Raw genomic sequence first — 25,613 nt, forward strand, 5'->3', positions numbered from 1 at the left:
CTTGTGCCTGTGCGCGCTAGATGCGGGTGCCCGGCACTAATTAGGCGTCATTGTTGTTGTTACCTCCGCGTCTAGCGGAACACACCGCCCCGTAGACACTCTTTCACGCGTCCTCATTCCCTTTTGAAGCACCGGCTCAATCTCCCGGTAGCTTAATGCGTAGGCAACGTTCTTCTTATCCGTCGCCACACCAAACACCATTCCCGCATAGTGTCCCTGCACATCAAGCAGCGGACCCCCAGAATTACCACTCATCAAATTCGCGAGCAGTGCATACGCCTGCCGCTGCACTGTGGTCGTCCCGTAAATACCGGGACCCTGCAAAATAAAACGCTCCTGCAGACGAGCTGGCGTTACCCGGTAGGGGCCATTGTTGGGGAATCCCGGAATAGCCATCGCCTGGCCCGCCTGCACACTATTGTCACGGACGGGCTGCAACGCCGGCAGCATAAGCCGCTTAGTGGATGAAATAGCCGGCACCCACAGCACCGCAACATCGCGCAGGGCATCAAAAGCAACTGGCTGAGCAGTAAATATCCCCTCCACAGTATGCACATGGATAATACGGGCACCAGCCACCACATGGGCATTAGTAGCAACCAGACCGGGGGCATACACAAACCCCGTACCCTCCAGATCCCGGTGGCACCCCGTAGCCTGCCCCACAATCTTCACAACACTCCGGCGGGCTTTCGCAAGAGACGACGTTTCCACAATGCTCTGGTCTGGAATACCTGCACCAGCAGAACCGCCAGATCGATCCGTCATCTGCTGTAGTGACGCAGTGCGTGCCGCGTCATCGAGCATTTCTGGAATTTTCTGCACAGCATTCGGGGACAGCATGGTGATGGCCGACATCACCCGCGAATCGTGCATTGTTTTACCCAAGCTACTGTCGGGCTGCACAGCAAGCGGCGCAAAGAAAACCCAGGTAAGAATAGCGGCAAGGACAACCTTAACGATGGCCCCCGCGGACCGCGATCCCCGCGTCTCCTGAATTTTCGCATGATTGCGGATATAAAGCCCCACAACTTCCGCACCGGCTGCGCACAAAACAACCAGCACAAAACCGTAAATGAACCCCACAACAAAACGAATCTGAATATTTTCCGTGGCATCAAGAACCGGCTGGAGGGTGAAATACTCAATAATGATGCCAATGATGGCACCACACACGGCACCTAGACTGGGGATAAAACCCGTCACCCAGCCGTAGAAACCAAAAATCGCAAAAACAAGCAAGACGACAATGTCAAAAGCTACCGCAGACACTCGCGCCTCCTTGCCCTTACTTCCCGCGTCCCTGCTTAGTCCCGCTTCCCGTGCTTATCTCCCCAAAATCCTACCGGACGCACCCGTCCGCAAATATTTGGACACGGGACATGCTGGCACAGACCCGCAGGTTAGTTGCGATTTAATTCTCGTCCTCAATACCTGCCATACGCAGTAATTGTTCCCTATTCTCGCCCTTGACGAGAGCCTCAGCAGTACCCGGGTCGACGGGGCCAAGACCATAGCTGGGGCAGTCCGCCGCCAAAAAACATGCACCACAAGCGGGGCGTCGTGAGTGGCACACTCGCCGCCCATGGAAAATAATGCGATGCGATAGCACTGTCCACTCCGGCCGTGGAATAAGCTCCCCCACTTCCTTTTCCACCTGGACAGGATCCTCGCTTTCCGTCCACATCCACCGGCGCGCCAAACGCCCAAAGTGGGTATCAATGGTTAGACCCGGCGTGTCGAAGGCATTCCCCAGCACCACATTGGCAGTTTTCCGCCCCACGCCGGGAAGTGTGACAAGATCCTCCAAGCGGGGCGGTACTTCCCCATCCCACTTCTCCACCAGCTGGGTGGAAAGACCATGAATATTGGAGGCTTTCGCACGGAAGAATCCCGTGGGGCGAATAATCTCCTCAATCTCCTCGATACGGGCGGCGGCCATGGCGTGGGCAGTGGGGAAACGGCCAAAAAGCTGCGGCGTTACCTGATTAACGCGCACGTCGGTACACTGTGCAGACAAAACCGTGGCCACCACAAGTTGGAATGGTGTCTCAAAGTTCAGTTCGCAGTAGGCCTCCGGGTAGGCGACGGCAAGGGTACGCGCCATACGCCGCGCACGCGTCACCAGTCCACGCCGTGTTTCCTTGCCGGTGACGGCTGGGTGTTTCGCACCACGCGGGCGCACATCTGCGGGGGACGGGGTAAGAGAGTGAGAGGCGACCATAGTGACAAGGATACTTTTTTCACGCAGATAGTGTTTACTTAGGGTATGGGTTTATATGCACTAGCTCTTGTCCTTATTCCCTTCGTCGTGGGTGCTTTCGCACTCATCATGGATCGCGTTGAGCGCGCTATCGTAAATCCACCAGCGGATACTGCCACGAAACCCGCCGTTGCTTCCCTCCCCGCCGCACCCCTTCCTACAGAGTCTGCTTCTCCCACCGCAGGCACTTCCGCGCCTTCCGCGTCTTCTGTCCCCTCTGCAGAAACACCAGCGGCAGAATCGCCAGAAGAGAACAACACCTCTACCGCAAAGTAACCGTCAAACTGAAGGAGAAAGTCTCTTTCCACCAATATGTGGGGCATTCCATAGCACGGCCACTGAATATTCAGGAAAGACTGTGCTATGCGCTAAACTTTGCGTAGTAGTTCAAGTTGAGAAGAGGTTACACGTGGACGAGGACATTCTCGCACGCGCCGGCATTTTCCAAGGTATGGATGCAGCTTCTATTTCTGCGCTGCTGAAAGATCTCGTACCGGAAACATTCCGCAAAGGTGACACCATCATTCGTGAAGGTGAGCCGGGCGATAAGCTGTACATTATTGTTGAAGGCAAACTGAAACTCTCCCGAACTGCCCCTGATGGTCGCGAAAACCTCCTTGCTATTCTCGGCCCCTCCGACATGTTTGGCGAACTTTCTATTTTCGATCCGGCACCGCGCACATCATCTGCTATCTGTGTGACCGATGTCCGTACGTACACAATGGACAGGGCCGCCCTCCGCCGTTGGCTCGACGCACAGCCGCAAATCGCAGAGCAACTCCTCCGCGTTTTAGCCCGCCGCCTCCGCCGCACCAACAATAGCCTCGCCGACCTTATCTTCACCGACGTGCCTGGCCGCGTCGCCAAAGCCCTGCTGCAGCTTGCACAGCGCTTCGGCAGCCAAGAAGGCAACACCGTACGCGTCAACCACGACCTCACACAGGAAGAAATCGCCCAGCTAGTGGGCGCTTCCCGCGAAACCGTGAACAAGGCCCTGGCCGAATTCGCACACCGCGGATGGATCCGCCTGGAAGGCAAATCTGTCGTCATCTGCGAAAGCGAGCACCTCGCCCGACGCGCACGCTAAAAACCAATACGCTAAAACTCTGCCGTTAGCAGCTGCCAGCGACATCACCACGCCCATAGCAAGAATTGCACCCCTCAGCCTGCAAGACTGAGGGGTGCAATGGTCACACGGATTCCTACTAGCCGGAAAGGGCAGTACCCGATGGAAAAACTTTCAGCATCGAACCATGTGTACAGCACGCTAGTGGCACTGGCTATTACCGCGGTAGCAATTCTATTCAACCCGGGCATTCCGTGGTTCGCCTGGGTAGGAGCGTTCCTTCTGCTGTTTTTCGTGGCCGAACTTGTCTCCCTGTTCATTAAAACTGGGGGAGCAGAAGGAAAAAAGAAAAAGACGCAGGGCTAGTCGGCTACTTCAACAATGAGTTCCACTTCTACCGCAGCATTAAGGGGAAGTTCTGCTACCCCCACTGCGGAGCGGGCGTGCTGCCCGGACTCACCAAAAATGTCGCCCAATACTTCTGACGCGCCGTTAATAACAGCCGCCTGACCGGTGAAACCTGCTGCGGAATTCACAAATCCCACAACCTTCACAATGGACTTAATGCTGTTAAGGCTACATACCGCATGGACAGCGGCAAGAGCATTCAGAACTGCAGTACGGGCTTGAGCATATGCCTCATCGGGGCTAACACTCTCCCCCACCTTGCCTGTTTTATCGAGTTTCCCGTCCACGAAGGGCAGTTGGCCGGATGTGTAGACAAAATTCCCCACACGTTTCGCCGGCACGTAGGCAGCCACGGGAGCAGCCACCGCAGGCAGTGCAATATGCAGCTCAGTGAGCCGTTCCTCCCACGTCATTTAATCCTCCAAAGGACGCTTCATATAGGCAACGTGCTGCTCCCCAGTGGGGCCCGGCAGCACGGTAACAAGTTCCCATCCATCAGATCCCCACTGGTCAAGGATCTGTTTCGTGGCATGGGTGAGCAAGGGTACGGTGACGTATTCAAATCGCATAACCCAAGTGTAATGGCACTACACGGCGCGGGGTAGCTTCTTTACTCGGACGAGGACTGTTCCTTGAAGTGACGGAGAGTCTCAATAGTTTTAAGAGTCTCCATCTCTGAACTCTCCTCCTCGGAGGAAGTATCCAGCTGGTCCGCAATGTCGTTAAGAACCCGCGTAAACTGCTGCATCTTAGAGGATTTATGGCGTTTGAAGCGGCGTTCAGTATTAACATTCAACGCTTTCAATGCTTCCAACGCACCCTCCGGGTCACCCTCACCTTCTGCTAGGGTGGCGCCTCGTGTCACGGGGTCAAGAAGGTTACGCCAGGAAGGAACATCAGGGAAATGGCGGAGAATGGAACGGCGTTCACGCTCCGTCATACCGCCCCACACACCAAACTCCACGCGGGAATCAAGCGCATCAGCACGGCACTGAATAAGAACAGGGCAATTCAGGCAGCGCAGTGCGGCGTCACGCTGGGCAGCGCCCTTGACGAAAAGAGAATCCCCACCATCATTGCGGCACAATGCGTGAGCTACCCACTCGGAACGATCCCACGAGCTTAAATCGCGGTACGGGCCTGCAGCAGCACCGTCAGTGGCAGAGCTTCCAGCGGCAGAGTGGCCGAGAAGGACTGTTATATCCTCGACGGGAATCGATCGTTGTCATTTGCGGCTCCTCCCAATCGAGATCACGTTATCTGATCGCATCGCGTGCATGCGCGGCGGCAGCCAGTACCGCAGCCAGTACAGTAGCTAATGCAACAGCAGCCGATAGTGTGCCGGCATCGTGCCGGTAGTGCGCGGTGCTATACACAAGTGCTACATGCATTTGCATACACAACGATATTAAAGATGGTACGTGCCCTTACCAGAGATGCAATACCCCTATGGAAATTCTCGGGGTAATTTAAATCTCTTTTCGCTCTTAGAATTGCTCTACGCCAAACATATTCAAAAGCGTGTACGCTTGGTGAGTGTCTCCTAAGTATTCCTCTTCACGTGCCCTGGCCAGCGGAATTATCGCAGGCGTAGCAACTGCTGCATACTCTGCGACGGTTGGCCGTAGACACTTTGTGGTACAACAGGAAACACTTCCCTTGTTGCCAGCTGGAGCCGATCCCATCCGGATACTTCACCTTTCCGATTTCCACATGACGCCGGAAAATAAAGAGCTCCAACGTTTTCTAACCGTGCTGGGAGATCTTAAACCAGACCTCGTTATTGACACTGGAGACAATCTGGCACACCCGAAAGCTGTTCCCTCCGTTATTCAGTCACTGGGGCCACTTCTTGATATTCCTGGCTTTTTTGTCTTCGGTTCAAATGACTACTTCGCGCCGGATTTTAAAAACCCCCTAAGCTATTTATGGGGCGAATCAACCCTCCGCCAACACCGGAAACCACTTCCCTGGACAGGAATGCGCGCCGCCTTCCAAGAACACGGGTGGAAAGACGCTACACACCAAAAACTTGCCATCAATATCAACAACGTCAACATTACGGTTGCGGGCGTCGATGATCCCCACATTAACCGCGACCGCTACGACACAATCGCCGGCGGCCCCCTCCCCGGCAGTGACCTCGCCATCGCCCTCACCCACGCACCCGAGCCACGCGTACTCTCCAATTTCTCCGCAGACGGCTACGATCTAGCTTTCGCCGGGCATACGCACGGTGGACAAGTCTGCTGGCCCAATGGCACAGCCATTGTGACTAACTGCGGTATTGATAGGGAACGCGCCCACGGGCTACACCGCTTCGAACACCTGTGGCTTAACGTTTCTGCAGGGTTGGGGACGTCCCCCTATGCCCCCTTCCGGCTATTCTGCCCACCTGAAGCGACCCTACTGGAACTAACTGCCGCCCGGTAACTGCAGTCTTATGACGCCTTATAGCCACAGCATTTTCAGTATTTACCGTCTGGTGTACTAGAGTTAGTGAAGCACCTACCGGGGTATGGCGCAGCTTGGTAGCGCGCTTCGTTCGGGACGAAGAGGCCGTGGGTTCAAATCCCGCTACCCCGACCATTCAAAGACCGCCCTCCACACGGAGGGTGGTCTTTTTTACTCTTCACGCCTTACGCGCGTTAACGATCCTTACGCGAATGACCGCCATGGCGACGGTGGGATCGTACTGTATTCAACTCCTCCACCGGAATAACGTGCGTGGGATAATCGCCCGCACCAGCATTACTATTATCGCTAGCCTCGCCATTATTGCCGGCAGCATTATTATTGGCGTCGTTGTTATTGGCGACATTATTACTGGTATTGTCGCCGGGAAGATTCGGCGCCACCGCTATATCCGCCAGCGGCCCCATTGCCGACGACTCGTCTTCGGACTCTGTATCTGTACTCGCTGCGGCTGTGTCCTCTACATTGTTCTCTACATTGGCGCGTTTCGCCGGCATAGATTCTGTTTCCGGATACGCTGCCTCAGGGGACACTGCTGGAGCTGCTGCACTACCTGCAGCACCACCTGCCGCTTCTCCAGATTCTTGTCCTTCGACAACCGGCAAGACTGCCGTCAGCTCCGCCTCAGATGCCCCTGCTTCAGACAACTCCGCGTCAGAAGGCGTCCGCACAGCCGTATTCCCCCACACAAGGGGCTGTAAGTCTGCCGGAATACCCGCAGTTGGATTGCGACGCAGCACCGTCACAATTACCAAGATGGCAATGGTCGCAAGAGCCAATAGAGCACCATTGGCCAACCAGGCCATTGCCGGATCACCACCGTTACCAATGGCGGCTAATGCGGAAGTGATATACGAGACCGGCATGAGGGAGTCGAAGAAACGGCTCATGCGCGACGGCCACTCCGTCAGCCACACGAAACCAGACACTGCTGCCTGCACAAACACAAGGAAGATATTAAGAACCAAACCCCATCGACGGCCCAACAATAGGACTATTGCGCCGGAACTCAATAAGAGCGCCGCCGAGCCCACTGCCAGCGTTGACACCATACAGGTACCAACCACCGCATTAAGGCCGGTCATTGTTGTCAAAATAGCTGTTGCGGAAATGACTGTCATCAGCAGCCACACCATGGCAATTTCCTTGCGACCCAACCGCAACCGTGACCACCACGCCACAGCCGCCGCTAACGCCAACAGTGCAGACACAAGATAGGCCTGGGCCAGTGGCAGAGTGGGCTTCTCGCCCTTATCTTGAAGAGCTAACTGCTCTGCCGCCATTTCCGCGGTTTTCTCATCATTGGAGAGCTTCATCAGCTCCAGTACCGCTTTATGAGCTTTCTTCGTATTACGCTCATTCGTGTCGGCAAGTTTCTGTAACTTCGTGGCACCCGTCATCAACTGGGCCATGCCATCATCAAGCTGTACAAGGCCATTCGCTAATTCATGGGAACCAGACTGCGCCTTCATGACGCCCTCGTAGTAGTTACCTCCAGGATTAAGCTGACGCGACAACTCATTCGCACCCGCCTGCAGACGCCGCAGATCACTCACCGCCTGCTGCGTTTGCTGAGTATTATGCAGTGTCCGCGATAACTGTTTCAGCGCTTTGCGGGTCCGTACTGTATCCGGATCATTCCCTATCAATGTCGGAATGGTGGCGTCTACTATTGCGGCGGCAGCTTTCTGATACTGCGCCAATGCCGCCACACCGTTCACAGTCTGAGTCACTCCACCAGCAAGCTGCTTCGCACCGGATCCCAGGCGGCGCGTACCCCCCGCCACACTATCCATACCAGTGGACAACTCGGCAGAACCAGAACGCGCCTTTTGGGAACCATTCCGCAACTGGGCTGCACCGTCACCCAGCTGTTTCACGCCACCCTTCATCAGGCCTGCTGAAGTTTCAGCACCCGCTAACGCGTCATTCGCACGCGAAAGATTGGATTGGGCTTTATCCCCACTGAGCAATTCATGACGTGTCTCCTCATTGGCGGTCTGCCCGGACGCTGCACCCACCTGCCACGAATCGGACAAGTGAATACCCAGACCAGCAACAATAGCCGCAATGATGATGGAGGGCACAAACATGGCAACGAGACGTCCGAAAACGGACAATCCCTTTAGCGCACTGGACTTTTCCCCAGCAGTACTGGTGGTGTTAGTGCCGCGTTTCTTACCGGAGGCTTTCTTTTTCGCTCCATTGTGAGAACTTTTTTGCTTAGTGGGGCGTCGACTCATGCCTCTAGCCTAAGCAATCAACCCGGACTTATCACCTTTAGAGTGCACCATAAAATATGTAGTCTTGTAGAAATAGTAAAAAAACATGAATTTTATTAAAGGAGTCCGGGTCTGTGCTTGCACTGTACAGTTTAGTCACCCTGTTACTGACCATTGCAGCCACCCCACTTCTGACCCGCCTCATGGGTCGTAATGCCGGTTGGGTTATCGCCCTCATAGACCTCATTCTCGCCTGCCTCTACGCACCCCACGGTTCATCACTCCTCAATGGGGAAACACTTACCGCCGACATTCCCTGGATCAGCTACTGGGATATTCACATAAGGCTCCGTCTCGACGCACTGAGCTGGTTCTTCGCCATGCTCGCCCTTGTCATTGGCGCCATCGTCATGGCGTACTCCACACGCTACTTCCACAGCCACGACCACGCCGGCAAACCCCTCCACCACACCAGCTTCTTCCTCCTCATGGTGATCTTCACCTTCTCCATGATTCTGCTGGTCACCGCCGACGACCTTATCCTCCTCTTCATCGGCTGGGAACTCACCAGCCTCATGTCCTTCATGCTCATCGGCCGCTCCGGACACGCCGGTGAAGCCGGTTCCCTCCGCACCCTCTTCCTCACCTTTACCGGAGGGGTATTCTTCCTCATTGCCACCGTCGTCACAATCTCTCTCACCGGCACCACTAACCTCACCCAAGCCCTCGCCTCCGACGCCTGGATAACACGCCCCGGCATGACCACCACCGTGGCCGTCTTCGTCGCTATCGGCGCCTTCACCAAATCCGCCCAATTCCCCTTCCACCTGTGGCTTCCCGAAGCCATGGCGGCAGAATCCCCCGTCTCCGCCTACCTGCACGCCGCCGCCGTCGTAAAAGCCGGCATCTACGTCCTGCTACGCTTCTCCGCCGTCTTCCGCCTGAACCTCACCTGGCAGATACTCCTCGTCGTCATCGGCATGTTCACCGCCGTCATGGGTGCCCTCTTCGCCCTCCAAAAGACAGACCTTAAAAAACTCCTCGCCTACTCCACCGTGTCCCAACTGGGGTGGATCGTTACCACCATCGGCATCGGTACCCACGCCGCCCTCACCGCCGCACTACTGCACACCCTTGCCCACGCCCTCTTCAAATCCGGGCTCTTCATGTCCATCGGTGCCCTCCAACACGCCACCGGCACCCGCGACATTCGCCGCCTCCCACCCATGTGGAAACACACACCCGTCCTTATGGTGGTGACGGTAATCGGCGCCATCGGCATGGCTGGTATCCCCCCCACCTTAGGTTTCGTCTCCAAGGAATCCATGCTGTCCGCCTTCCTCAACGGTTGGGGAGGTAATGCCGGCGCTATTGTGCTCACCATTGTGGGGGTCCTGGGTGCAGCCCTGACCGTGGCCTACAGTTTCCGCATTATTCTGGGCGGTTTCTTTGACGGCGACCGCGCCGTCGCACACGACACCGCAGCTGGAACTACAGCAAGCGCGGCAGCAGACCACAGCACAGCCGCGCACACTGACCACGACGGCTACGAACTAGTCCTCCACAAAATCCCCTGGGTTCTTACTTTCTTCGCAGCACTCCCCGCCATCGCCGGACTCCCCCTCTACTTTGTAGTTCCCAAACTGGGCAACCCCTTCTCCCGCATTGCAGAATGCGCCATCAACACGCACACTGCCAGCTATCGAGACGCCCTCCTCCACCACGGTGCCCAAATACACCCCACACAGCTGCACCTCCTTACCGCTAACTGGGTACTGCTACTGTCCGTCATCGCCATTGTTATTGGTGTGCTTCTGGTGTGGCAGCGGAAGCGCGTAGACGCCCTGCTCCGCCGGGAACTCCTCCCCCACACTGGGGCAGAGAATCTGGCCACCATCTGGAAAGGTATGCACTGGGCTGGCAGTATGGCCGGTGCCCCCACCCGTTCCGACAGCCCCACCCGCCACGTGGGCGCCTTCGTCACCGTGCTCGCACTACTGGCTGCTACCGTGACGGTATCCCGCTACACCGGACACATTCACTTCCCGGAGCGTCTACCCGGCGTCAACCGCCCCATTGACCTAGTCGTTCTCATCATTGTTCTAGCTGGTTCCGCCGCCGCCATTGTTACCCGCTCACGCCTAGCCGCAGTTGTCCTCCTGGGTGTAGTGGGCGTGGGCATTACCCTCCAGATTTTCGCCCTGGGCGCCCCCGACGTTGGCCTCACCCAACTCCTGGTGGAAATCATCAGCACCGTCATGTACATGCTGGTGCTACGCCGTCTCCCCCGCACCTTCCAAAAAGCCTCCCGCCGCCGAAAAATCTCCGCCGGCATTATCGCAGTGCTTTCGGGGCTGGGGGCCTTCGGCGCCGTCATGGTGTTCACAGCCCGGCGCGACCGCAGTAGTCTCTCCCAATACTTCCTTGACCATGGCCCCGATCTGACGACGGGGAAGAACGTCACCAACACCATCATTAATGAGTTCCGTGGTTTTGATACGTTCGGGGAGATGGCGGTGCTGGGTGTGACCGGCCTTGCCATTGCCGCGGTTCTTCTCTCCGTCCACCCCGAGTATCGCCGCACGGGGAGCGCTAGTTTCCACCTGATTCGTAAAGAACTACGCGAGCGGGTGGAGTGCAATGGGCGTGTGGTGTTGCCGACGTCCTACTCGTACCGTGATGGCATCACGAACTCGTATCCGCTGCGCATTTTCACTGCGATACTGTCCCCCGTCCTGGTTGTGACCGCCATAGTGGTCTTCCTACGTGGGCACCAGGAGCCCGGCGGTGGTTTTATTGCCGGTCTCATTCTGGCCACGCTGCTGGTGCTGGTGTGGTTGTCTACGCCGGTGGATCGTCCGCTGACGCGCCGCCGCACACCCCCTATTCTGGTGGCGACCGGTATTAGCATTGCCACCATTACTGGCCTTATCGGCTTCTTCACCACTGAAACACATACGGTAAACGACAGTGTGTCCTCGCATTCCTTCCTGTCCCCACAGCATTGGAACATTCCGGTGCTAGGGTCGGTGCCGTCTGCCACCTTCTTCGATTTCGGTATTACTCTCTGCGTTCTTGGCATGGTGTTGACGGCCCTCAACCTACTGGGGTCGGGGCAGTCCCCCTATGGTGCCCCCAGTGTGGAGGTGTGGCCGCCCTATGATCCCTTGCGGATTGATCCGCTGAAAGAGCGGCCGCTGACGCTGGCGGCGAGCCGTGCGGCAGCCGCTTCCACAGCTCCCCCCGATACTGACGACACAACAACAGCACCACAAACAACACAGCCACAAACAACAGAGCAGACGGGAGGTGAGGAACAATGATTCTTGCGCTTAGCGTTGGTGTTCTTGTTGCCGCAGGTGTGTACCTTATTCTGCAGCGCGACATGATGCGGATTGTCATCGGCTTTGGTCTTATTAGCCACGGCATTAACCTCACCGTGCTCGCTGCTGGTGTGCTCGACCGCCGCCAGGCTCCTCTCCTTCAGCACACTGGTATTGCGGCTGCGGCAGATCCCCTCCCCCAGTCCTTTGTGCTGACGGCCATTGTTATCTCCATGGCTGTTAGCGTTTTCATGCTGGTACTGGCCATTATTGGGACAACTGACGATACGCAGGCAACGCCCGATTCGGGAACGGAGAGTGACGAAGTATGATCCTCGCCCATCTCCTCCCCCTGTGGGTCGCTATCCCCATTGTGACCGCCGTCCTACTGGTGTTCATTAATCCTCTGGCTCTGCGGCGCACTATTTACATGGCGATTCCCATACTGTCCATCATTGGTGGATCGGTGCTACTGAATGCGCATCGCACCCATGCGGTTATCGCCGAGCAGATAGGTGGCTTCGACCGTGGTATCGGTATTGCTTTCGCCTCCGATTCTTTCAGCGCCCTCATGCTCATCGCTACCAGCATCATTATTATGGCCTCCGCCTGGTTCGCCATCTCCATTGGGGAGGATGAACACAACCGCTTCTTCCCCACCCTTGCACTAGTACTGATGGCGGGCGTTGACGGGGCGATTCTTACCGCGGATCTCTTCAACCTGTTCGTGTGGATTGAAGTGATGCTGATGCCCTCCTACGCGCTGCTGGCTATTACCGGTACGTGGCGGCGTATTGGGGTGGACCGCATGTTTGTGGTGGTTAACCTCCTCACCTCATCGGTGTACCTGCTGGGTGTCATCTATGTTTATGGCGCGGTGGGGAAGGTTAATATCGCCGCGTTGGCGGGAGCTGCCGCGAATAATACGCAGGTAGCTATCGCTATTACCGTGTCCCTTATTGCTCTGTGCGTGAAGGCGGGCGTGGTGCCTGTTCACGGCTGGTTGCCGCGCGCCTATCCGGCAACGTCGGCGGCGGTGATGGGTCTTTTCTCCGGCCTGCACACGAAGGTAGCGATTTACGCCATCTACCGCATTGTGTCCACCATTTTCATTTTTGATACCCGCGGCCAGTGGGTGGCGGTAGTGGCACTCTGTTTGACGATGCTGGTGGGCAGCTATGGTTCCCTCGGCGAGCAACGTATTCGTGGATCCCTAGCGTTTCAGATGGTGTGCGGGGTGGGATATATTCTTATTACCCTCCCTCTGGCAGCCAGTACCACCGATATTGAGGCGCGGGCGGTCGCCTTGGGGTCTGGCATCTTCTACCTCATTCACCACATGCTGACCATGGGGTCTCTCATTCTCACCGCTGGTGCTATCGAGGAAACATACGGGTCGGGTCGTTTTGATCGCCTAGATGGTCTGCAGCGCCGCGAGCCGCTCGCAGCCGGCATTATGGCCGGCGGCATGCTGAGCCTAGTGGGCTTCCCACCGTTTTCCGGGGTACTGGCCAAAGTGGGTATTGCCCAGTCTGCGGCAACCACCGGCGGGGCACTGGGCTGGACTGTTATTGCCGTCATCATTGTGTCGTCCATAGGTGCGCTGGTCTCCATGATGTACCTGTGGAAGGGTGTGTTCTGGGGGCCCCGCATGGCCATGTATCGGCCTATTGGGGCAGATAAATTCCAGCCGGTAGAAGATGACCTTGTCATCGCCAAGCACCAACTACTGCCCGGCGCATTCCTGCTGCTATTGAGCGTGGCGGCTTTCTTCGGGGCCGGCTGGCTAGTGGATCAGACCACTCGTGCGGGGTATTCCCTCCTCGACATTTCGGACTATTTGCATGCGGTGCTACACGGATGAGAACACAGAAGAAAAAGCCGCAAAACAAGCAGCGTCGCCCTGCCCAGTCCGCCTGGCGTCGATTTCTCCGCTTCTGGCCTGCTTGTGGCCGTTGGCTAGGCTACGGTGCGTGGTTGCTGGCGGAAGTGGCATTGAATGCTGGCGGTATGGCTCTTGATATGTTCCGCCCTGCCAGCAAAATTTATCCGGCGGTCCTGCGGGTTCCCCTCTCCCACATGACCAGCGCGGAAGTGGCAGTATTCGCCACGTCCATCACCCTCACCCCGGGAACGCTAGTGCTGTCTATTGACCGCGGTACTGTTCCCTCAGAAGCGCACTCAGAAGTGTCATGCTGAATAAAGTTCTGTGGGCAAGCCGCGGACAATCGTATGCGTCTGACGGTACGGGAAAAGCTACGGATGGGGCTGCTGATACAACGACAGATACGGAGGCTGAGACCATATGAAAACGCTAACCATAATGCTGTCTATCGCCTCGGTGATCGTCATTATTGGCATGCTGCTGGGTCTTTACCGCGGTATTAAGGGACCCGATGGGGCAAGCCGAGTGGCCGTTAATGATCTCATTTTTTACGGCATGTTGAGCGTGGTGGGGTTCATTGGGATCCACAACAATTCCTCCATCCTGTTCGACACGCTCATGATCGGTGGCCTTTTCGGGGCAGTCTCCACTATTGCCTTGTCACGTGTTATCAATAGGGGGCACCGATGAGTATTGCCGTACAGATTATCGTGGGCATCATTGCGATACTGGGGGCGCTGTTCTTCCTCACGACCGGTATCGCAATGAACCGAGCTGCGGATGCCGTCACCCGCGCCAATATGGGAAGCCCCGCTATTTATGTGGGATTTCCGCTAGTGGCATGTGCGCTACTTATTGCGGATTCGGCCCTGAATGGTTTCTCCTGGGCGCATTTCATTGAGTTTCTTCTTATAACATTCCTCATGCCGGTGGGATCCTCCATGGGGTCTATGGCCTTGGGGCGTTCCATGATGCTGGCCCAGGTACGTATGGATCCGCGAACTATGCGGGAGGACCTGCGGGAGGGCTCGCAGGATGTCGCAGGCCAAGACAAGAACCATCAGCATACTGGCCACACGGTCCATGCTGGGCATACGGACCATCATGAGCTGGTCTCGCCAGTCCTGGAGGAGACTGTACCGGCGGTGGAGAAGCACCATCCGCATGCCTCTAAGTATGACGTTTCGGAAGAGTATCAAGAATACGAAAACGAGGATCTGGACTAACTAACTTCGCCAGCTAGTTCCACTAACTGCTGCAGGAGATATCTCACCAACGCACTGCATCGGCACTGCACCGGCACACTAAAAGAGCATGGTAAGGAGCCAGCAGCGTAAAAGAATGCATAAAAGAGTGTGGTAAAGGGTGGTGTGCTGTCCGTCTAGGGGCAGCACACCACCCTTTTTGTGTGCATATGTAGTTATGACAACTGTGTCCGGTGGACTACTTCATCATTTCTTTGTAGCCCTTTTCGATGGCGGCGCCTACCTCCGCATCGATGTTCTTCCAGTATTCGAAAACACGGGAGAGAACCGGCTCGGTGACGCCACCGAGGGTACCCACAACGTTGGAGATGAGGCGTTCACGCTGCGGGTCATCCATAACCTCGCGGACGAGGATATGGGGCTGGGTCCAGTAGTCGTCATCGTCGTGGCGGACGGGGACACCGCGGTAGAGGTCGTTGCCGTGGGGCTCCCAGCGACCGAGGTCAGCGGGGGACTTTTCGGGCTGCGCGGTGGGGCCGTTGCCACTGTTCGGAACGTAGGGAGGAACGGAAGGATCGTTGAACTCCATGGCGGCCGGGCCCTGGTGGCTGTAGTTGTTGACGTCTGCCACGGGGCGGTTCGGGGGGAGCTGCTCGAAGTTGGCGCCCAGGCGGTGACGCTGCGTGTCCGGGTAGGAGAAGACGCGGCCTAGCAGCATCTTGTCGGGGCTGAAGCCGATGCCGCGAACGAGGTTGGAGGGGCTGAAGGCGGCCTGTTCAACCTGTACGTGGAAGTTCTTGGGGAGCTGGTTCAGGGTGAGTTTGCCCACGGGAATCAGCGGGTAGTCCTTCTGGCTCCAGGTCTTGGTGATGTCGAAGGGGTTAACCTTGTAGCTTTCGGCCTCGGCTTCCGGCATGATCTGCATCTTGAGGGTCCAGGACGGGTAGTCGCCGTCCTTGATGTACTGGTAGAGGTCACGACGGTGGTATTCGGGGTCGGAGCCGGCCAGGCGGTCAGCTTCTGCCTGGGGGAGGTAGCCAATGCCCTGGTCGGTCTTGAAGTGGTACTTCACCCAGAAACGCTCACCTTTGGCGTTAATCCACTGGTAGGTGTGGGAGGAGAAGCCGTCCATTTCACGGTAGGAGGAGGGCAGACCGCGGTCACCGAACAGCCAGGCTACCTGGTGTGCAGATTCCGGGGTGAGGGTCCAGAAGTCCCAGCGCATTTGGAAGGACTGGAGGTCGGTGTCCGGGGTGCGCTTCTGGGAGTGAATGAAGTCGGGGAACTTGATGGCATCACGGATGAAGAACACGGGGGTGTTGTTGCCCACCATGTCGTAGTTGCCCTCTTCGGTGTAGAACTTGAGGGCGAAACCGCGTGGGTCGCGCTGCGTGTCGGGGGCGCCTTTTTCGCCGGCGACGGTGGAGAAGCGGGCGAGGACGGGGGTCTTCTTGCCGGGCTGGAGGAAGTCGGCGGCGGTGTAGGCGGAAACGTCTTCCGTTACTTCAAAGACACCGAATGCACCGGCGCCTTTAGCGTGGACGACGCGCTCTGGGGTGCGTTCGCGGTCGAAGTGGGCGAGTTTGTCAACGAGTCCCACGTCGTGGAGTCCGATGTAGCCTTGCTCACCTTGTTGGAGGGAGAAGTCATCGGAGGCGATGGGAGCACCGGCGTTAGTAGTGGTGGCAGCATTGTGCGGAACTGGGCGGAGACCGCGCTCAATGGGGTTCTCATTCGTCATGATAGTGTTGCCTTCCTGAATCGGATTGCGAGGTGTGAGGCCAAGATCGGTATCTCACGTGGAGCCTTGTGAGCCCAGTACTCATAGTTTTACTTATTAATTATTGGATGTCAATAATTTTTAAGTATATATAGATACTTCCAATCAACCTGAAATATCTACGTCTACACTACGCTGCAATTCTTATGCTCGCCTACCCTATAAAAAACCGGAAATACCAACGTACATACGGTATTTCCGGTTTTTTATATGAACTTATCAGTAAAAATGTGACCTATTACTCACTCAGCCGCTTGGCGACCAGCTCCGCAATCTGAATAGTGTTGAGAGCGGCACCTTTACGGAGATTATCACCCGACACCACCAAGTTGAGGCCACGATTATCCGCAATGGAAGGATCCTGACGGATACGACCCACCAACGACGGATCAATACCAGCAGCAGCCAACGGGGTAGGAACATCCACAAGCTTCACACCCGGTGCATCAGCAAGAGCAGCTTTAGCTTCCTCCACCGTGATCGGCTTAGCGAACTGGGCGTTAATAACCATAGTGTGAGCAGTAAAGACCGGCACGCGCACGCAGGTACCAGACACCTTCAGATCCGGGATACGCAGAATACGACGGGACTCATTCCGTAGCTTCTGCTCCTCATCAGTTTCTTCCGAACCGTCATCAACAATATTGCCGGCCATGGGCACTACATCGAAGGCGATGGGGGCAACATAGGGACCTAGGTCCTCTGCCTTCAGTACAGAACCATCGTGCGTGAGCTTCTCAATGTCATCAACATTGTCGCGCACCTGCTGTGCCAAGGTCCGCACACCTGCCAGACCAGAACCAGAAACAGCCTGGTAGGAGGAGACGAACATGCGCTCCAAGCCGGCCACATTGTGGAGGGCTTGCATCACGGGCATACATGCCATCGTGGTGCAGTTCGGGTTGGCGATAATGCCCTTCTTGACGTTAGCTACCTCGTCCGGGTTGCACTCGGTAACAATCAGAGGAACATCAAAGTCCTTGCGCCAGGCGGAAGAGTTATCAACAACGATGGCGCCAGCGGCAGCAAAACGCGGAGCCTGTGCCTTGGACGTAGTGGCACCGGCTGAGAAAACAGCAATGTCAATACCCTTGAGGTCCTCGTCAGAGACGGCATTCACGTCCTCTACCACAACGTCTTCGCCACGGAATTGGAGTACCTGGCCTGCGGAGCGTTCGGAGGCGAAGAAACGAACCTTAGTGCAGGGGAAATTACGCTCTTCCAGGATGGTGCGCATCACACGGCCGACCTGGCCGGTAGCGCCGACAACAGCAACAGTAAGATCAGTCATTTTTAGTCCTTTGCGAAAGTGGGGCAATCACTTTGTAGTGGTGCAGCGGGTTGGCGGAGAAAGATTGACTAGCGGCCAGTACCGGCGTAGACGGTCGCTTCTTCGTCTCCACCCAGCCCGAAAGCGTCGTGGAGGGCGCACACAGCAGCCTTCACATCATCCGAGTCAATGAGTACGGAAATACGAATCTCGGAAGTGGAGATAAGGTCAATATTTACATCAGCCTGGGCGAGAGCCTCACAGAACGTGGCAGTCACACCCGGGTGAGACTTCATACCGGCACCCACCAGGGACACCTTGGCTACATGGTCGTCGAAGAGGATCTGGCTGAAACCGATCTCATCTTTCTTCTCATTGAGAATGGCGACGGCCTTGGGGGCATTAGCACCCGAGCAGGTGAAAGTGATGTTGGTTTTGCCGTTATCGACATCGGAGAGGTTCTGCAGCACCATGTCAATGTCAATTTCGGCGTCGGCGATGGTGCGGAACACAGAGGCGGCGAAGCCGGGCTGGTCGGGAATGCCAACAACAGTGATCTTCGATTCGGACAGGTCATGGGCGACGCCGGTGAGAATTGCTTCTTCCACGGGAATATCCTCCATTGATCCGGACACGATAGTGCCGGGCTTGTTGCTGTACGACGAACGCACATGAATGGGAAGGTTACCGCTGCGTGCGTACTCGACACACCGCAGCATCAGGATCTTGGAGCCAACAGCCGACATCTCCAACATTTCTTCAAAGGAGATGTGGTCAAGCTTGCGGGCGTTAGAGACAATGCGCGGATCGGCGGTGTACACACCGTCCACGTCGGAATAGATTTCGCAAACGTCAGCGTTCAGGGCGACGGCGAGGGCGACGGCAGTGGTATCAGAACCGCCGCGTCCCAGTGTGGTGACGTCCTTGGTGTCTTGGGAGACGCCCTGGAAGCCTGCGACTAGGACAATCTTGCCTTCGGAGAGGGCGGTTTCAACACGCCCCGGGGTGACGTTGATAATGCGTGCGTTTCCATGCTTAGCAGTGGTGATAACACCAGCCTGCGAACCGGTCATAGAAACGGCCTCCGCACCCAATGACGCAATCGCCATAGCGACGAGGGCGTTAGAAATACGCTCCCCGGCGGTAAGGAGCATGTCCATTTCACGCTCCGGCGGTATTGGGTTGACGGACGTTGCTAGGTCCACCAGTTCATCAGTGGTGTCACCCATTGCAGAGCACACGACGACAACATCGTTTCCGGCCTTCTTAGTGGCGACGATCCGTTCTGCGACGCGACGGATACGCTCAGCCGATTCTAGAGAAGAACCGCCATACTTCTGTACGACGAGTGCCATGGGTAAATACCTCCATGTGCTGTGAACAATTTCAGGGCTAATCCTACCTGGACAACCGATAAAATGCCTAGTAGTAAGCATAAATTAAGGGTATGTGAGGACTCTTCTCAGTACCCTTCTCAGTACTCTCAGGGAACGGGTCGCCTATGAAGTATTCTGCCACGACCACTAACTAACTGGGATTTTTTGTTCAGATTCTAGGATTTTTAGCGGAGCGCGGCAGCTTTCGCATTCCGCTCAACATGAGTAAAAGCAGCATCATCCGCCAAGAAATAATGCGGCCCCACAAAGAACTGGCGAGCCCGCTGACTGTGATGCACCTGCATATCAGAAAAGGCCAGCACTGCCGCACCAAACACGGAATACCGCCAGTGATCCATCTCCTGCCCATGCGTAGCCCCCCGCACCATACCAATCCATGCGGGAGTCTCCGTCACCGTCTTATAGCGGGACCGAATAGACACATCCGTGCACACAGTATCCTTCTCCCCCGTCAGGTAAAACACTGGCACCGTAATGTATTTCCTCTGCACCATAACCCCCGGACCAGGCTGCATAGGCACCGCCGCAACAACCCGTAACCCCGGATACTGCTTCTCTACCGTAGGAAGCAACCACCCCGCACCGGACTCTGTGGAACCACCGCCCGCAGAATGGCCAGTAAGCACTACATGCCGCTGATCAACATGGCCATGCAGGGGTGACGCCGCATTCTTAGCTTCCGTAAGGAGGCGCGCCGCACCCTGCACATCGGTATAGCCCGTCCAGTTGAAGAACGTGTAGCTCACCACCACGATATAGCCGTGCGACGCCCACAAGTGGTACAGATGATCCGTTAACCCCGGCTCGGCAGCAATACCCGGAGTGTAAATAATGACCGGCAACTTCCCCATTCGGGAAATATTCCGCGGGTACACAAACTGCACGTCTTTCGGACTCTTCATCCCATCCGGGAACGTCCCCCAGCACTTATGCGTCATCTTGTTGTTATGGTGGTCCCTCAGCATCTGGGTATACATCGTGTAGACAGGGCCGCACGGCTGACTCTTCACCGTGGCAACAGTGCTATAAGGACCCATTGCCGCATACTGGTTATAGAGGTAACTCCCCGTCACAACACCCGAGCTATCCGTCTTAATAGGACGTGGAACCGCCTGCGCAACACCACTCGCTAAACCAAAAGCACAGACAGAAGCCGCAGCGATAGCGGTAAACTTCTTAAGTCGCATAGACGATCCTTTTATAGACACGATAGTTATAGACACCAACAGGAACGGAGAAAACCCACACGCCCCAAGCGAAACAATTGTACGTGTAACGATATTCTCTATACATTCCCCATACTATGAAAAGAGGGAGAGTGAAGTACCTCGTTAGGTACTTCCGAGTCTAGACTCTCCCTTGCCCTCCTACCCCACTTCTCGCACTCCTGCGGTAAGACGAATGAGGCCCCTATGACCGCTCAGCTGATAGCCGCCGCACTAGCGCTTTTATCAGCGCTAGTGGTTGCTATTGGCACCGTTATCCGCCACCTTGTTGCCGCCGAACAACCCCTTCCCGAAGAGGGACTGAGCAGCGTCAAAGCCACCCTCACCTCCGGAAAATGGTGGGCCGGGGCCGGAGTGAGCGTTATCGGCTACCTCCTGCAAGCCGCCGCCCTCCGCTTCGCCTCCATCCTCCTCGTCCAACCCATCACCATTCTTTCCCTCTTCTTCGCTCTCCCCCTCTCCGCCCGCTTCACCGGACGCCGTGTTCGCATTCAAGACTGGGTATGGGCAATCCTGCTCACCCTGGGAGTGGGCGTTCTCCTTGTTATCGGCCGCCCCACCAACACCCACGCACACGCCCACCCGCTTGCCTGGGCAGGGTTACTCATCATTGGGATCGCCATCATCATTCTGCTTCTTCGCCTGGCAAAAAAAGGCCTTCGCAAAGAACGCGCCCTCCTTATTGGCCTTGGCTCCGGCATTACCTACGGATACATGTCCTTCTACACCAAAGGTGTGGTGATGGATCTTTCCGCCGGGCACATTGTTACCGTGTTTACTCACCCGGCACTCTATCTTCTTATCACTGCCTCCATTGTGGGAACATGGTTGCAGCAGGAGGCATTTAACGCTGGCGCTATTCAACAGTCTCTCCCCGCCATGACGGTTGCCAGCCCCATCACGTCCTCTATCCTGGGGATAGTTGTCTACCAGGAGCGATTCACCACCCCACCGGCACTGTACTGGCTCGTTATTGCCGCTGCCGTCCTGACAGTGGTGGCCGTAATACAACTCTCCCGCGCTGAAGCACAAGACGACGTTGCCTAAAAAACGGCCACAGCCGCTACTTGTCCGCGCTACCGAGCGCTACTCTTCCCCGCCGCCAACTGTATCTTTTGGAGTTGTGTCTTTTTGCACTGTGCCTTTTTGCTCTGTGTCTTTTTGCGCTGTGTTTTTTGAGGCTGTGTCTTTCCCAGTGGTGTACTTTTGCGCAAGCGTATCCGGGTTGCCAGGCTCATCTAGCGGCCCCAAATCGTCATAGCTCATAGGGTCTTCCCGCGGCTCCACATGCGACTGCACATGCAAATCGGGAATGACCTCCATCAACTTCTCCTCAATTGCGTCTGCCAAATCATGGCTCTTTTGTACAGTCCAGTCCCCCGGCACCAATATATGAAACTCAATAAAGTTGGAGGAACCGCTTTCTCGGCTACGAATAGCGTGGAAGTCCACATCCTGGCTACGGTACGTATCCAACACCTTAAACATGGCTTCCTGGTTAGCGTCACTCATAGCCGCATCCATAAGACCGTCCAGGGACTCTTTCATCACCTTCCAGCCGGTCCATAAAATGTTGATACCCACCGCAATAGCGATCAGCGGATCCATCCAATACCAGTGAGTGAGGGCAACAATACCCACCGCCACCAACACACCCACCGTTGTGTACACATCCGTCATAAGATGCTTACCGTCGGCCTTCAACGTGATGGAGCGATACTTCTTTGCCCCCCGCAGAAGAATAAACGCCGTCCCCCCATTAACGAGCGTGGCCACCACCGAAATAATGAGGCCAATACCTATACTCTCCAGCGGCTTCGGGTGGAAGAACCGCAGTGCCGCCGACACAATAATGACGCCTGCCGCCACGAAAATCATGGCGCCTTCCGTCACCGCAGAAAAATACTCCGCCTTCGTATGCCCATACTGGTGGCCCTTATCCGCTGGACGCGCCGAAATAATGAGGACGGTGAGCGCCACCACAGCCGCTACCAAATTCACAATGGATTCGGCAGCGTCCGAGAACAAGCCCACCGAGCCGGTAATACGCCAGGCAACCATCTTTAACACAATGGTGATAACGGCGGCAGCAATGGACAGCCACGCATATTTCGTGAGCGTGCGGCGGCTAAACTGCTGGTCCATCTCGCCTGACTGAGAGGCGACGAGCGAAGACATCATGAGGAAAACTGTACCTGGTATTCACCAAATGAGCCGCAGAAAACTGTTCACTACGCGCTAAAATTCACCAAACTATCCCCACCCGGGCACTAAACCATATACACTGTGCGTATGCGTTGGGCATCCCTACTACTTGGCTGCCGCGACGGGGCCCGTTAAAGAACTGGCTCCCCGCCGCGGGGTTCTGCGTGCCGGTTCGCCCCCCATTCTTTTCACTGCGCTTTGGCAGTATTGCCGCCAGTGTCGTTTTTTCATCACAGTCTGTGACTACATAGTTTATGGCTAGATAGTGTGCAGCGTAGATGTCAGCATTATTCTCATGACCACCTTTGTAGAGGTTATTTACCATGGCTACCTCCACCACTTTTGTCTCTTCCGCATCCACCATCACCCCACCCGCCACACCCGCACTGGCAAACCAACCCAGCTGGAATAAACAGAAAAACTCCTCCATGCCAGCATTCCGCTACCGCCCCTACGCAGACGAAGTGGAAGCCGTCACCTTGCCGGACCGCACCTGGCCCAACACCGTCATCGACCACGCCCCCCTGTGGTGTGCCGTCGATCTGCGAGACGGTAACCAAGCCCTGGTGGACCCCATGAGCCCCGCCCGCAAACGCCGCATGTTCGACCTCTTAGTACGCATGGGCTACAAGGAAATTGAGGTAGGGTTCCCCTCCGCCTCCCAAACCGACTACACCTTCCTGCGCGAAATTATCGAAGACGACGCCATCCCCGACGACGTCACCATCCAAGTCCTGGTACAGTGCCGCGAGGACCTCATACGCCGCACTTTTGACGCCTGCGCCGGCGCCCCCAACGTCATCGTCCACTTCTACAACTCCACCAGTATCCTGCAGCGCCGCGTCGTCTTCCGGAAAGATAAGTCCGCCATTAAAAAACTCGCCACCGACGCCGCCGCACTGGTCAGCAGTATCGCCAAGGACTACCCCGACACTAACTGGCGCTGGGAATACAGCCCCGAATCCTTCACCGGCACCGAACTGGCCTTCGCCAAAGACGTCTGCGATGCCGTCACCGAAACCGTCGGCGCCACACCCGATAATCCCATCATTATCAACCTGCCAGCCACCGTCGAAATGACCACCCCCAACGTGTACGCCGACCAAATAGAATGGATGAGCCGCAACCTCGCCCACCGGGACGCCACCATCCTCTCCCTGCACCCCCACAATGACCGCGGCACCGGCATCGCCGCCGCCGAACTCGGTTTCATGGCCGGCGCCGACCGCATTGAAGGCTGCCTCTTCGGCAACGGCGAACGCACCGGCAACGTCGACCTGGTCACTTTGGGCCTCAATATGCTGACTCGCGGTGTGGACCCGCAAATCACCTTCAGCGACATCAACGAAATCCGGGAAACCGTCGAATACTGCAACCAGATGCCCGTCACCCCCCGCCAACCCTACGGCGGCGACCTGGTCTTTACCGCCTTCTCCGGCTCCCACCAAGATGCCATCAACAAAGGCTTCGACGACCTCAACGAGGTGGCCGCACGGACTGACAAGAATGTTGACGACGTCACCTGGGAAGTCCCCTACCTGCCCATCGACCCCAAGGATATTGGCCGCACCTACGAGGCCGTTATTCGTGTGAACTCGCAGTCCGGCAAGGGCGGCATTGCCTACATTATGAAAACCGACCACGGTATTCGCCTGCCGCGTCGTATGCAGATCGAATTTTCCAAGACGGTACAGCACGTCACCGACTCCAAGGGTGGCGAAATGAACTCCAAACAGCTGTGGGATCTGTTCTCCTCGGAATACCTGGACCGGGCAGAACCACTGCAGCGCATAGACCACTCACTGGCCACTGCCGATAATGGTGATGACGCCATAACCGCCACCGTTCTCTGGCACGGCAAAGAATGCGAAATCTCCGGCACCGGCAACGGCCCGCTGGCAGCATTTGTGGATGCCCTCCACGAACTGGATATTGACGTCAGCATTATTGACTACCAGGAGCACGCCATCACCGCCGGTTTTGACGCCGATGCCGCCGCCTACGTGGAATGCGAAGTAAACGGTATTCCCGTCCACGGTGCCGGCATTGCCTCCTCCATTAACGTGGCGTCACTGTGTGCTGTTGTCAGCGCCGTCAACCGTGCCCTGACGGAACTGGACGAGTAGCCCACTGTCCGCAATTAACATACGCAAACTTCTAAGGACTCTATGACAAAAACTCTTCCCTCTGTAGCCGCTGCCGCACTCCTTACCCTGGGAATTACCCTGGGAACCACCGTAAGCGTGACGGCAGGTCTGGCGCCCACTGCGTCCGCTATTGACACCACCACTATCGCCCCCAACCTGCCCTACGTTACAAAAGTAATATCCGGTAGAGCCCTCTGCACCGGCACCCTCATCTCCCCCTCATGGGTTCTGACGGCAGCTCACTGCGTGGGCAATGGGGACAAGGTAAAAGGCACTGTTGGCTTCGGCAATAAAGCCACCAACACGGTTGGGTTTACGGGTGCCTACCATTACGGCAGCTGGGACGTAGCCCTCCTGCATCTCAACACAATGCAGGTGGGTCGCCCCTTCGCGCTGCTGTCCCCGCTTCCGGCTAAAGAAAACACTTTCGGCCACACCTACGGTTGGGGAATGGGACGCTACCCTCTCCGGGCGGGGAAGGCGAAGGTCGTGGGGCACTATGAGGCGCGCTACGGGAAGATGTTTGTTACCTACAGCGAGTGGGGTAAGCAGGAGCCTGGCGATTCAGGCGGTCCGTTCCTGCAGGGGCCCGTCCTGGTAGGTGTGCTCTCCTCAGTAAGTGGCGCTACGGCAAAGTCTATTAAAGCCAACTATGTAGAGGTATCTCACCTCTGGCCGTGGATCGCTAAGACTTTTATTACCAAAGCGTTCTAGTGATAGCTACACACTCAGGTAGCTATC

Annotated in this window: 24 protein-coding genes, 1 tRNA gene and 1 pseudogene; 14 read left to right on the forward strand and 12 right to left on the reverse strand. The window is 56.4% G+C overall.

Features of this window, described 5'->3' with window-relative positions:
* Window positions 1–36: 36 nt before the first annotated feature.
* Window positions 37–1,272, reverse strand: coding sequence for a MarP family serine protease (locus DI579_RS06200; RefSeq protein WP_290598857.1), 1,236 nt, complete (start codon window positions 1,270–1,272; stop codon window positions 37–39).
* Between the two features lie 142 nt (window positions 1,273–1,414).
* On the reverse strand, window positions 1,415–2,107 hold the full coding sequence (nth, locus tag DI579_RS06205) for an endonuclease III (RefSeq protein WP_290598881.1): 693 nt from the start codon (window positions 2,105–2,107) through the stop codon (window positions 1,415–1,417).
* 162 nt (window positions 2,108–2,269) lie between these two features.
* Between nth and DI579_RS06210 the strand changes: the two genes are divergently transcribed.
* The 3 genes from DI579_RS06210 to DI579_RS06220 all read left to right on the forward strand — a co-directional run bounded on the left by DI579_RS06210 (window position 2,270) and on the right by DI579_RS06220 (window position 3,695).
* Entirely contained in the window at window positions 2,270–2,539 is a 270-nt protein-coding gene (locus DI579_RS06210; RefSeq protein ID WP_303678938.1) for a hypothetical protein, read from the forward strand.
* Between the two features lie 175 nt (window positions 2,540–2,714).
* Window positions 2,715–3,350: a Crp/Fnr family transcriptional regulator gene (locus DI579_RS06215; protein WP_290598880.1), complete on the forward strand. Its 636-nt coding sequence runs from the start codon at window positions 2,715–2,717 to the stop codon at window positions 3,348–3,350.
* A 183-nt stretch (window positions 3,351–3,533) separates the two neighbouring features.
* Window positions 3,534–3,695 (forward strand): hypothetical protein, encoded by a 162-nt coding sequence (locus DI579_RS06220; protein ID WP_303678939.1) that lies wholly within the window; start codon window positions 3,534–3,536, stop codon window positions 3,693–3,695.
* Here the strand turns inward: DI579_RS06220 and DI579_RS06225 are convergent.
* The 4 genes and pseudogenes from DI579_RS06225 to DI579_RS06240 form a co-directional block, all read right to left on the reverse strand.
* Window positions 3,692–4,150 carry a RidA family protein gene (locus DI579_RS06225; protein ID WP_290598854.1) on the reverse strand — a complete coding sequence of 153 codons (459 nt, stop codon included), beginning with the start codon at window positions 4,148–4,150 and terminating at the stop codon, window positions 3,692–3,694. The two genes, DI579_RS06220 and DI579_RS06225, sit on opposite strands and share 4 nt — an antisense overlap.
* Complete coding sequence (locus tag DI579_RS06230) at window positions 4,151–4,306, reverse strand: DUF4177 domain-containing protein (RefSeq protein WP_094067051.1); 156 nt, start codon at window positions 4,304–4,306, stop codon at window positions 4,151–4,153. It lies immediately after the preceding gene.
* Between the two features lie 311 nt (window positions 4,307–4,617).
* Window positions 4,618–4,938, reverse strand: a pseudogene (locus DI579_RS06235) (WhiB family transcriptional regulator); the annotation flags it as partial.
* Window positions 4,939–4,993: 55 nt separating this feature from the next.
* Window positions 4,994–5,128, reverse strand: coding sequence for a hypothetical protein (locus DI579_RS06240; protein WP_290598853.1), 135 nt, complete (start codon window positions 5,126–5,128; stop codon window positions 4,994–4,996).
* 145 nt (window positions 5,129–5,273) lie between these two features.
* On the opposite strand from DI579_RS06240, the gene DI579_RS06245 reads away from it, so the two are divergent.
* Both DI579_RS06245 and DI579_RS06250 read left to right on the forward strand, forming a co-directional pair.
* Window positions 5,274–6,170 (forward strand): metallophosphoesterase, encoded by an 897-nt coding sequence (locus tag DI579_RS06245; protein ID WP_290598852.1) that lies wholly within the window; start codon window positions 5,274–5,276, stop codon window positions 6,168–6,170.
* Between the two features lie 79 nt (window positions 6,171–6,249).
* Window positions 6,250–6,326: transfer RNA gene (locus tag DI579_RS06250), tRNA-Pro, on the forward strand.
* Between the two features lie 59 nt (window positions 6,327–6,385).
* Here the strand turns inward: DI579_RS06250 and DI579_RS06255 are convergent.
* The gene (locus tag DI579_RS06255) at window positions 6,386–8,455 is read right to left on the reverse strand and encodes a hypothetical protein (RefSeq protein ID WP_290598851.1); all 2,070 of its coding nucleotides are present in this window, start codon (window positions 8,453–8,455) and stop codon (window positions 6,386–6,388) included.
* A 113-nt stretch (window positions 8,456–8,568) separates the two neighbouring features.
* Between DI579_RS06255 and DI579_RS06260 the strand changes: the two genes are divergently transcribed.
* From DI579_RS06260 to DI579_RS06285, 6 genes are all read left to right on the forward strand, one after another.
* Window positions 8,569–11,757, forward strand: a complete 3,189-nt coding sequence (locus DI579_RS06260) for a DUF4040 family protein (protein WP_290598850.1) — start codon at window positions 8,569–8,571, stop codon at window positions 11,755–11,757.
* Entirely contained in the window at window positions 11,754–12,089 is a 336-nt protein-coding gene (locus tag DI579_RS06265) for a sodium:proton antiporter (RefSeq protein WP_303678940.1), read from the forward strand. The genes DI579_RS06260 and DI579_RS06265 overlap by 4 nt, the downstream gene beginning before the upstream one ends.
* The gene (locus tag DI579_RS06270) at window positions 12,086–13,621 is read left to right on the forward strand and encodes a monovalent cation/H+ antiporter subunit D family protein (protein WP_290598847.1); all 1,536 of its coding nucleotides are present in this window, start codon (window positions 12,086–12,088) and stop codon (window positions 13,619–13,621) included. Before DI579_RS06265 ends, DI579_RS06270 begins: the two co-directional genes overlap by 4 nt.
* The gene (locus DI579_RS06275; RefSeq protein WP_303678941.1) at window positions 13,618–13,956 is read left to right on the forward strand and encodes a Na+/H+ antiporter subunit E; all 339 of its coding nucleotides are present in this window, start codon (window positions 13,618–13,620) and stop codon (window positions 13,954–13,956) included. Before DI579_RS06270 ends, DI579_RS06275 begins: the two co-directional genes overlap by 4 nt.
* A gap of 106 nt (window positions 13,957–14,062) precedes the next feature.
* Entirely contained in the window at window positions 14,063–14,332 is a 270-nt protein-coding gene (locus DI579_RS06280; protein ID WP_290598845.1) for a monovalent cation/H+ antiporter complex subunit F, read from the forward strand.
* Window positions 14,329–14,868 (forward strand): monovalent cation/H(+) antiporter subunit G, encoded by a 540-nt coding sequence (locus DI579_RS06285; RefSeq protein WP_290598844.1) that lies wholly within the window; start codon window positions 14,329–14,331, stop codon window positions 14,866–14,868. The genes DI579_RS06280 and DI579_RS06285 overlap by 4 nt, the downstream gene beginning before the upstream one ends.
* A 217-nt stretch (window positions 14,869–15,085) precedes the next feature.
* Here the strand turns inward: DI579_RS06285 and DI579_RS06290 are convergent, their stop codons facing one another.
* The 4 genes from DI579_RS06290 to DI579_RS06305 form a co-directional block, all read right to left on the reverse strand.
* Window positions 15,086–16,588 (reverse strand): catalase, encoded by a 1,503-nt coding sequence (locus DI579_RS06290; RefSeq protein ID WP_303678942.1) that lies wholly within the window; start codon window positions 16,586–16,588, stop codon window positions 15,086–15,088.
* A 277-nt stretch (window positions 16,589–16,865) separates the two neighbouring features.
* Entirely contained in the window at window positions 16,866–17,918 is a 1,053-nt protein-coding gene (locus DI579_RS06295) for an aspartate-semialdehyde dehydrogenase (RefSeq protein ID WP_290598842.1), read from the reverse strand.
* Between the two features lie 68 nt (window positions 17,919–17,986).
* Window positions 17,987–19,252 (reverse strand): aspartate kinase, encoded by a 1,266-nt coding sequence (locus DI579_RS06300; protein WP_290598840.1) that lies wholly within the window; start codon window positions 19,250–19,252, stop codon window positions 17,987–17,989.
* Between the two features lie 206 nt (window positions 19,253–19,458).
* Window positions 19,459–20,481, reverse strand: a complete 1,023-nt coding sequence (locus tag DI579_RS06305; RefSeq protein WP_303678943.1) for a hypothetical protein — start codon at window positions 20,479–20,481, stop codon at window positions 19,459–19,461.
* Between the two features lie 225 nt (window positions 20,482–20,706).
* Here DI579_RS06305 and DI579_RS06310 point away from each other — a divergent pair, with 225 nt between their 5' ends.
* Window positions 20,707–21,567: a DMT family transporter gene (locus tag DI579_RS06310; protein ID WP_303678944.1), complete on the forward strand. Its 861-nt coding sequence runs from the start codon at window positions 20,707–20,709 to the stop codon at window positions 21,565–21,567.
* Between the two features lie 39 nt (window positions 21,568–21,606).
* Here DI579_RS06310 and DI579_RS06315 read toward each other — a convergent pair whose 3' ends face one another.
* Window positions 21,607–22,701: a cation diffusion facilitator family transporter gene (locus DI579_RS06315; RefSeq protein WP_369680258.1), complete on the reverse strand. Its 1,095-nt coding sequence runs from the start codon at window positions 22,699–22,701 to the stop codon at window positions 21,607–21,609.
* Window positions 22,702–23,048: 347 nt separating this feature from the next.
* Between DI579_RS06315 and leuA the strand changes: the two genes are divergently transcribed.
* Together leuA and DI579_RS06325 are read left to right on the forward strand one after the other, a co-directional pair.
* The gene (leuA, locus tag DI579_RS06320; protein ID WP_303678945.1) at window positions 23,049–24,851 is read left to right on the forward strand and encodes a 2-isopropylmalate synthase; all 1,803 of its coding nucleotides are present in this window, start codon (window positions 23,049–23,051) and stop codon (window positions 24,849–24,851) included.
* Between the two features lie 42 nt (window positions 24,852–24,893).
* A complete protein-coding gene (locus DI579_RS06325; RefSeq protein WP_290598835.1) occupies window positions 24,894–25,586 on the forward strand; it encodes a trypsin-like serine protease in 693 nt (230 codons plus the stop codon).
* Window positions 25,587–25,613 lie beyond the last annotated feature (27 nt).

The organism is Lawsonella clevelandensis (assembly GCF_003241315.1).
Classification (GTDB): Bacteria; Actinomycetota; Actinomycetes; order Mycobacteriales; family Mycobacteriaceae; genus Lawsonella; species Lawsonella clevelandensis_A.

Excerpts from the sequence above, each read along its gene's own strand:
- nth (WP_290598881.1), bottom strand. The coding sequence starts at position 2,107 with ATGGCGCGTACCCTTGCCGTCGCCTACCCGGAGGCCTACTGCGAACTG.
- DI579_RS06210 (WP_303678938.1), top strand. The coding sequence starts at position 2,270 with ATGGGTTTATATGCACTAGCTCTTGTCCTTATTCCCTTCGTCGTGGGT.
- DI579_RS06215 (WP_290598880.1), top strand. The coding sequence starts at position 2,715 with ATGGATGCAGCTTCTATTTCTGCGCTGCTGAAAGATCTCGTACCGGAA.
- DI579_RS06225 (WP_290598854.1), bottom strand. The coding sequence starts at position 4,150 with ATGACGTGGGAGGAACGGCTCACTGAGCTGCATATTGCACTGCCTGCG.
- DI579_RS06230 (WP_094067051.1), bottom strand. The coding sequence starts at position 4,306 with ATGCGATTTGAATACGTCACCGTACCCTTGCTCACCCATGCCACGAAA.
- DI579_RS06240 (WP_290598853.1), bottom strand. The coding sequence starts at position 5,128 with ATGCATGTAGCACTTGTGTATAGCACCGCGCACTACCGGCACGATGCC.
- DI579_RS06255 (WP_290598851.1), bottom strand. The coding sequence starts at position 8,455 with ATGAGTCGACGCCCCACTAAGCAAAAAAGTTCTCACAATGGAGCGAAA.
- DI579_RS06265 (WP_303678940.1), top strand. The coding sequence starts at position 11,754 with ATGATTCTTGCGCTTAGCGTTGGTGTTCTTGTTGCCGCAGGTGTGTAC.
- DI579_RS06270 (WP_290598847.1), top strand. The coding sequence starts at position 12,086 with ATGATCCTCGCCCATCTCCTCCCCCTGTGGGTCGCTATCCCCATTGTG.
- DI579_RS06275 (WP_303678941.1), top strand. The coding sequence starts at position 13,618 with ATGAGAACACAGAAGAAAAAGCCGCAAAACAAGCAGCGTCGCCCTGCC.
- DI579_RS06280 (WP_290598845.1), top strand. The coding sequence starts at position 14,063 with ATGAAAACGCTAACCATAATGCTGTCTATCGCCTCGGTGATCGTCATT.
- DI579_RS06285 (WP_290598844.1), top strand. The coding sequence starts at position 14,329 with ATGAGTATTGCCGTACAGATTATCGTGGGCATCATTGCGATACTGGGG.
- DI579_RS06290 (WP_303678942.1), bottom strand. The coding sequence starts at position 16,588 with ATGACGAATGAGAACCCCATTGAGCGCGGTCTCCGCCCAGTTCCGCAC.
- DI579_RS06295 (WP_290598842.1), bottom strand. The coding sequence starts at position 17,918 with ATGACTGATCTTACTGTTGCTGTTGTCGGCGCTACCGGCCAGGTCGGC.
- DI579_RS06300 (WP_290598840.1), bottom strand. The coding sequence starts at position 19,252 with ATGGCACTCGTCGTACAGAAGTATGGCGGTTCTTCTCTAGAATCGGCT.
- DI579_RS06305 (WP_303678943.1), bottom strand. The coding sequence starts at position 20,481 with ATGCGACTTAAGAAGTTTACCGCTATCGCTGCGGCTTCTGTCTGTGCT.
- DI579_RS06310 (WP_303678944.1), top strand. The coding sequence starts at position 20,707 with ATGACCGCTCAGCTGATAGCCGCCGCACTAGCGCTTTTATCAGCGCTA.
- DI579_RS06315 (WP_369680258.1), bottom strand. The coding sequence starts at position 22,701 with ATGATGTCTTCGCTCGTCGCCTCTCAGTCAGGCGAGATGGACCAGCAG.
- leuA (WP_303678945.1), top strand. The coding sequence starts at position 23,049 with ATGGCTACCTCCACCACTTTTGTCTCTTCCGCATCCACCATCACCCCA.
- DI579_RS06325 (WP_290598835.1), top strand. The coding sequence starts at position 24,894 with ATGACAAAAACTCTTCCCTCTGTAGCCGCTGCCGCACTCCTTACCCTG.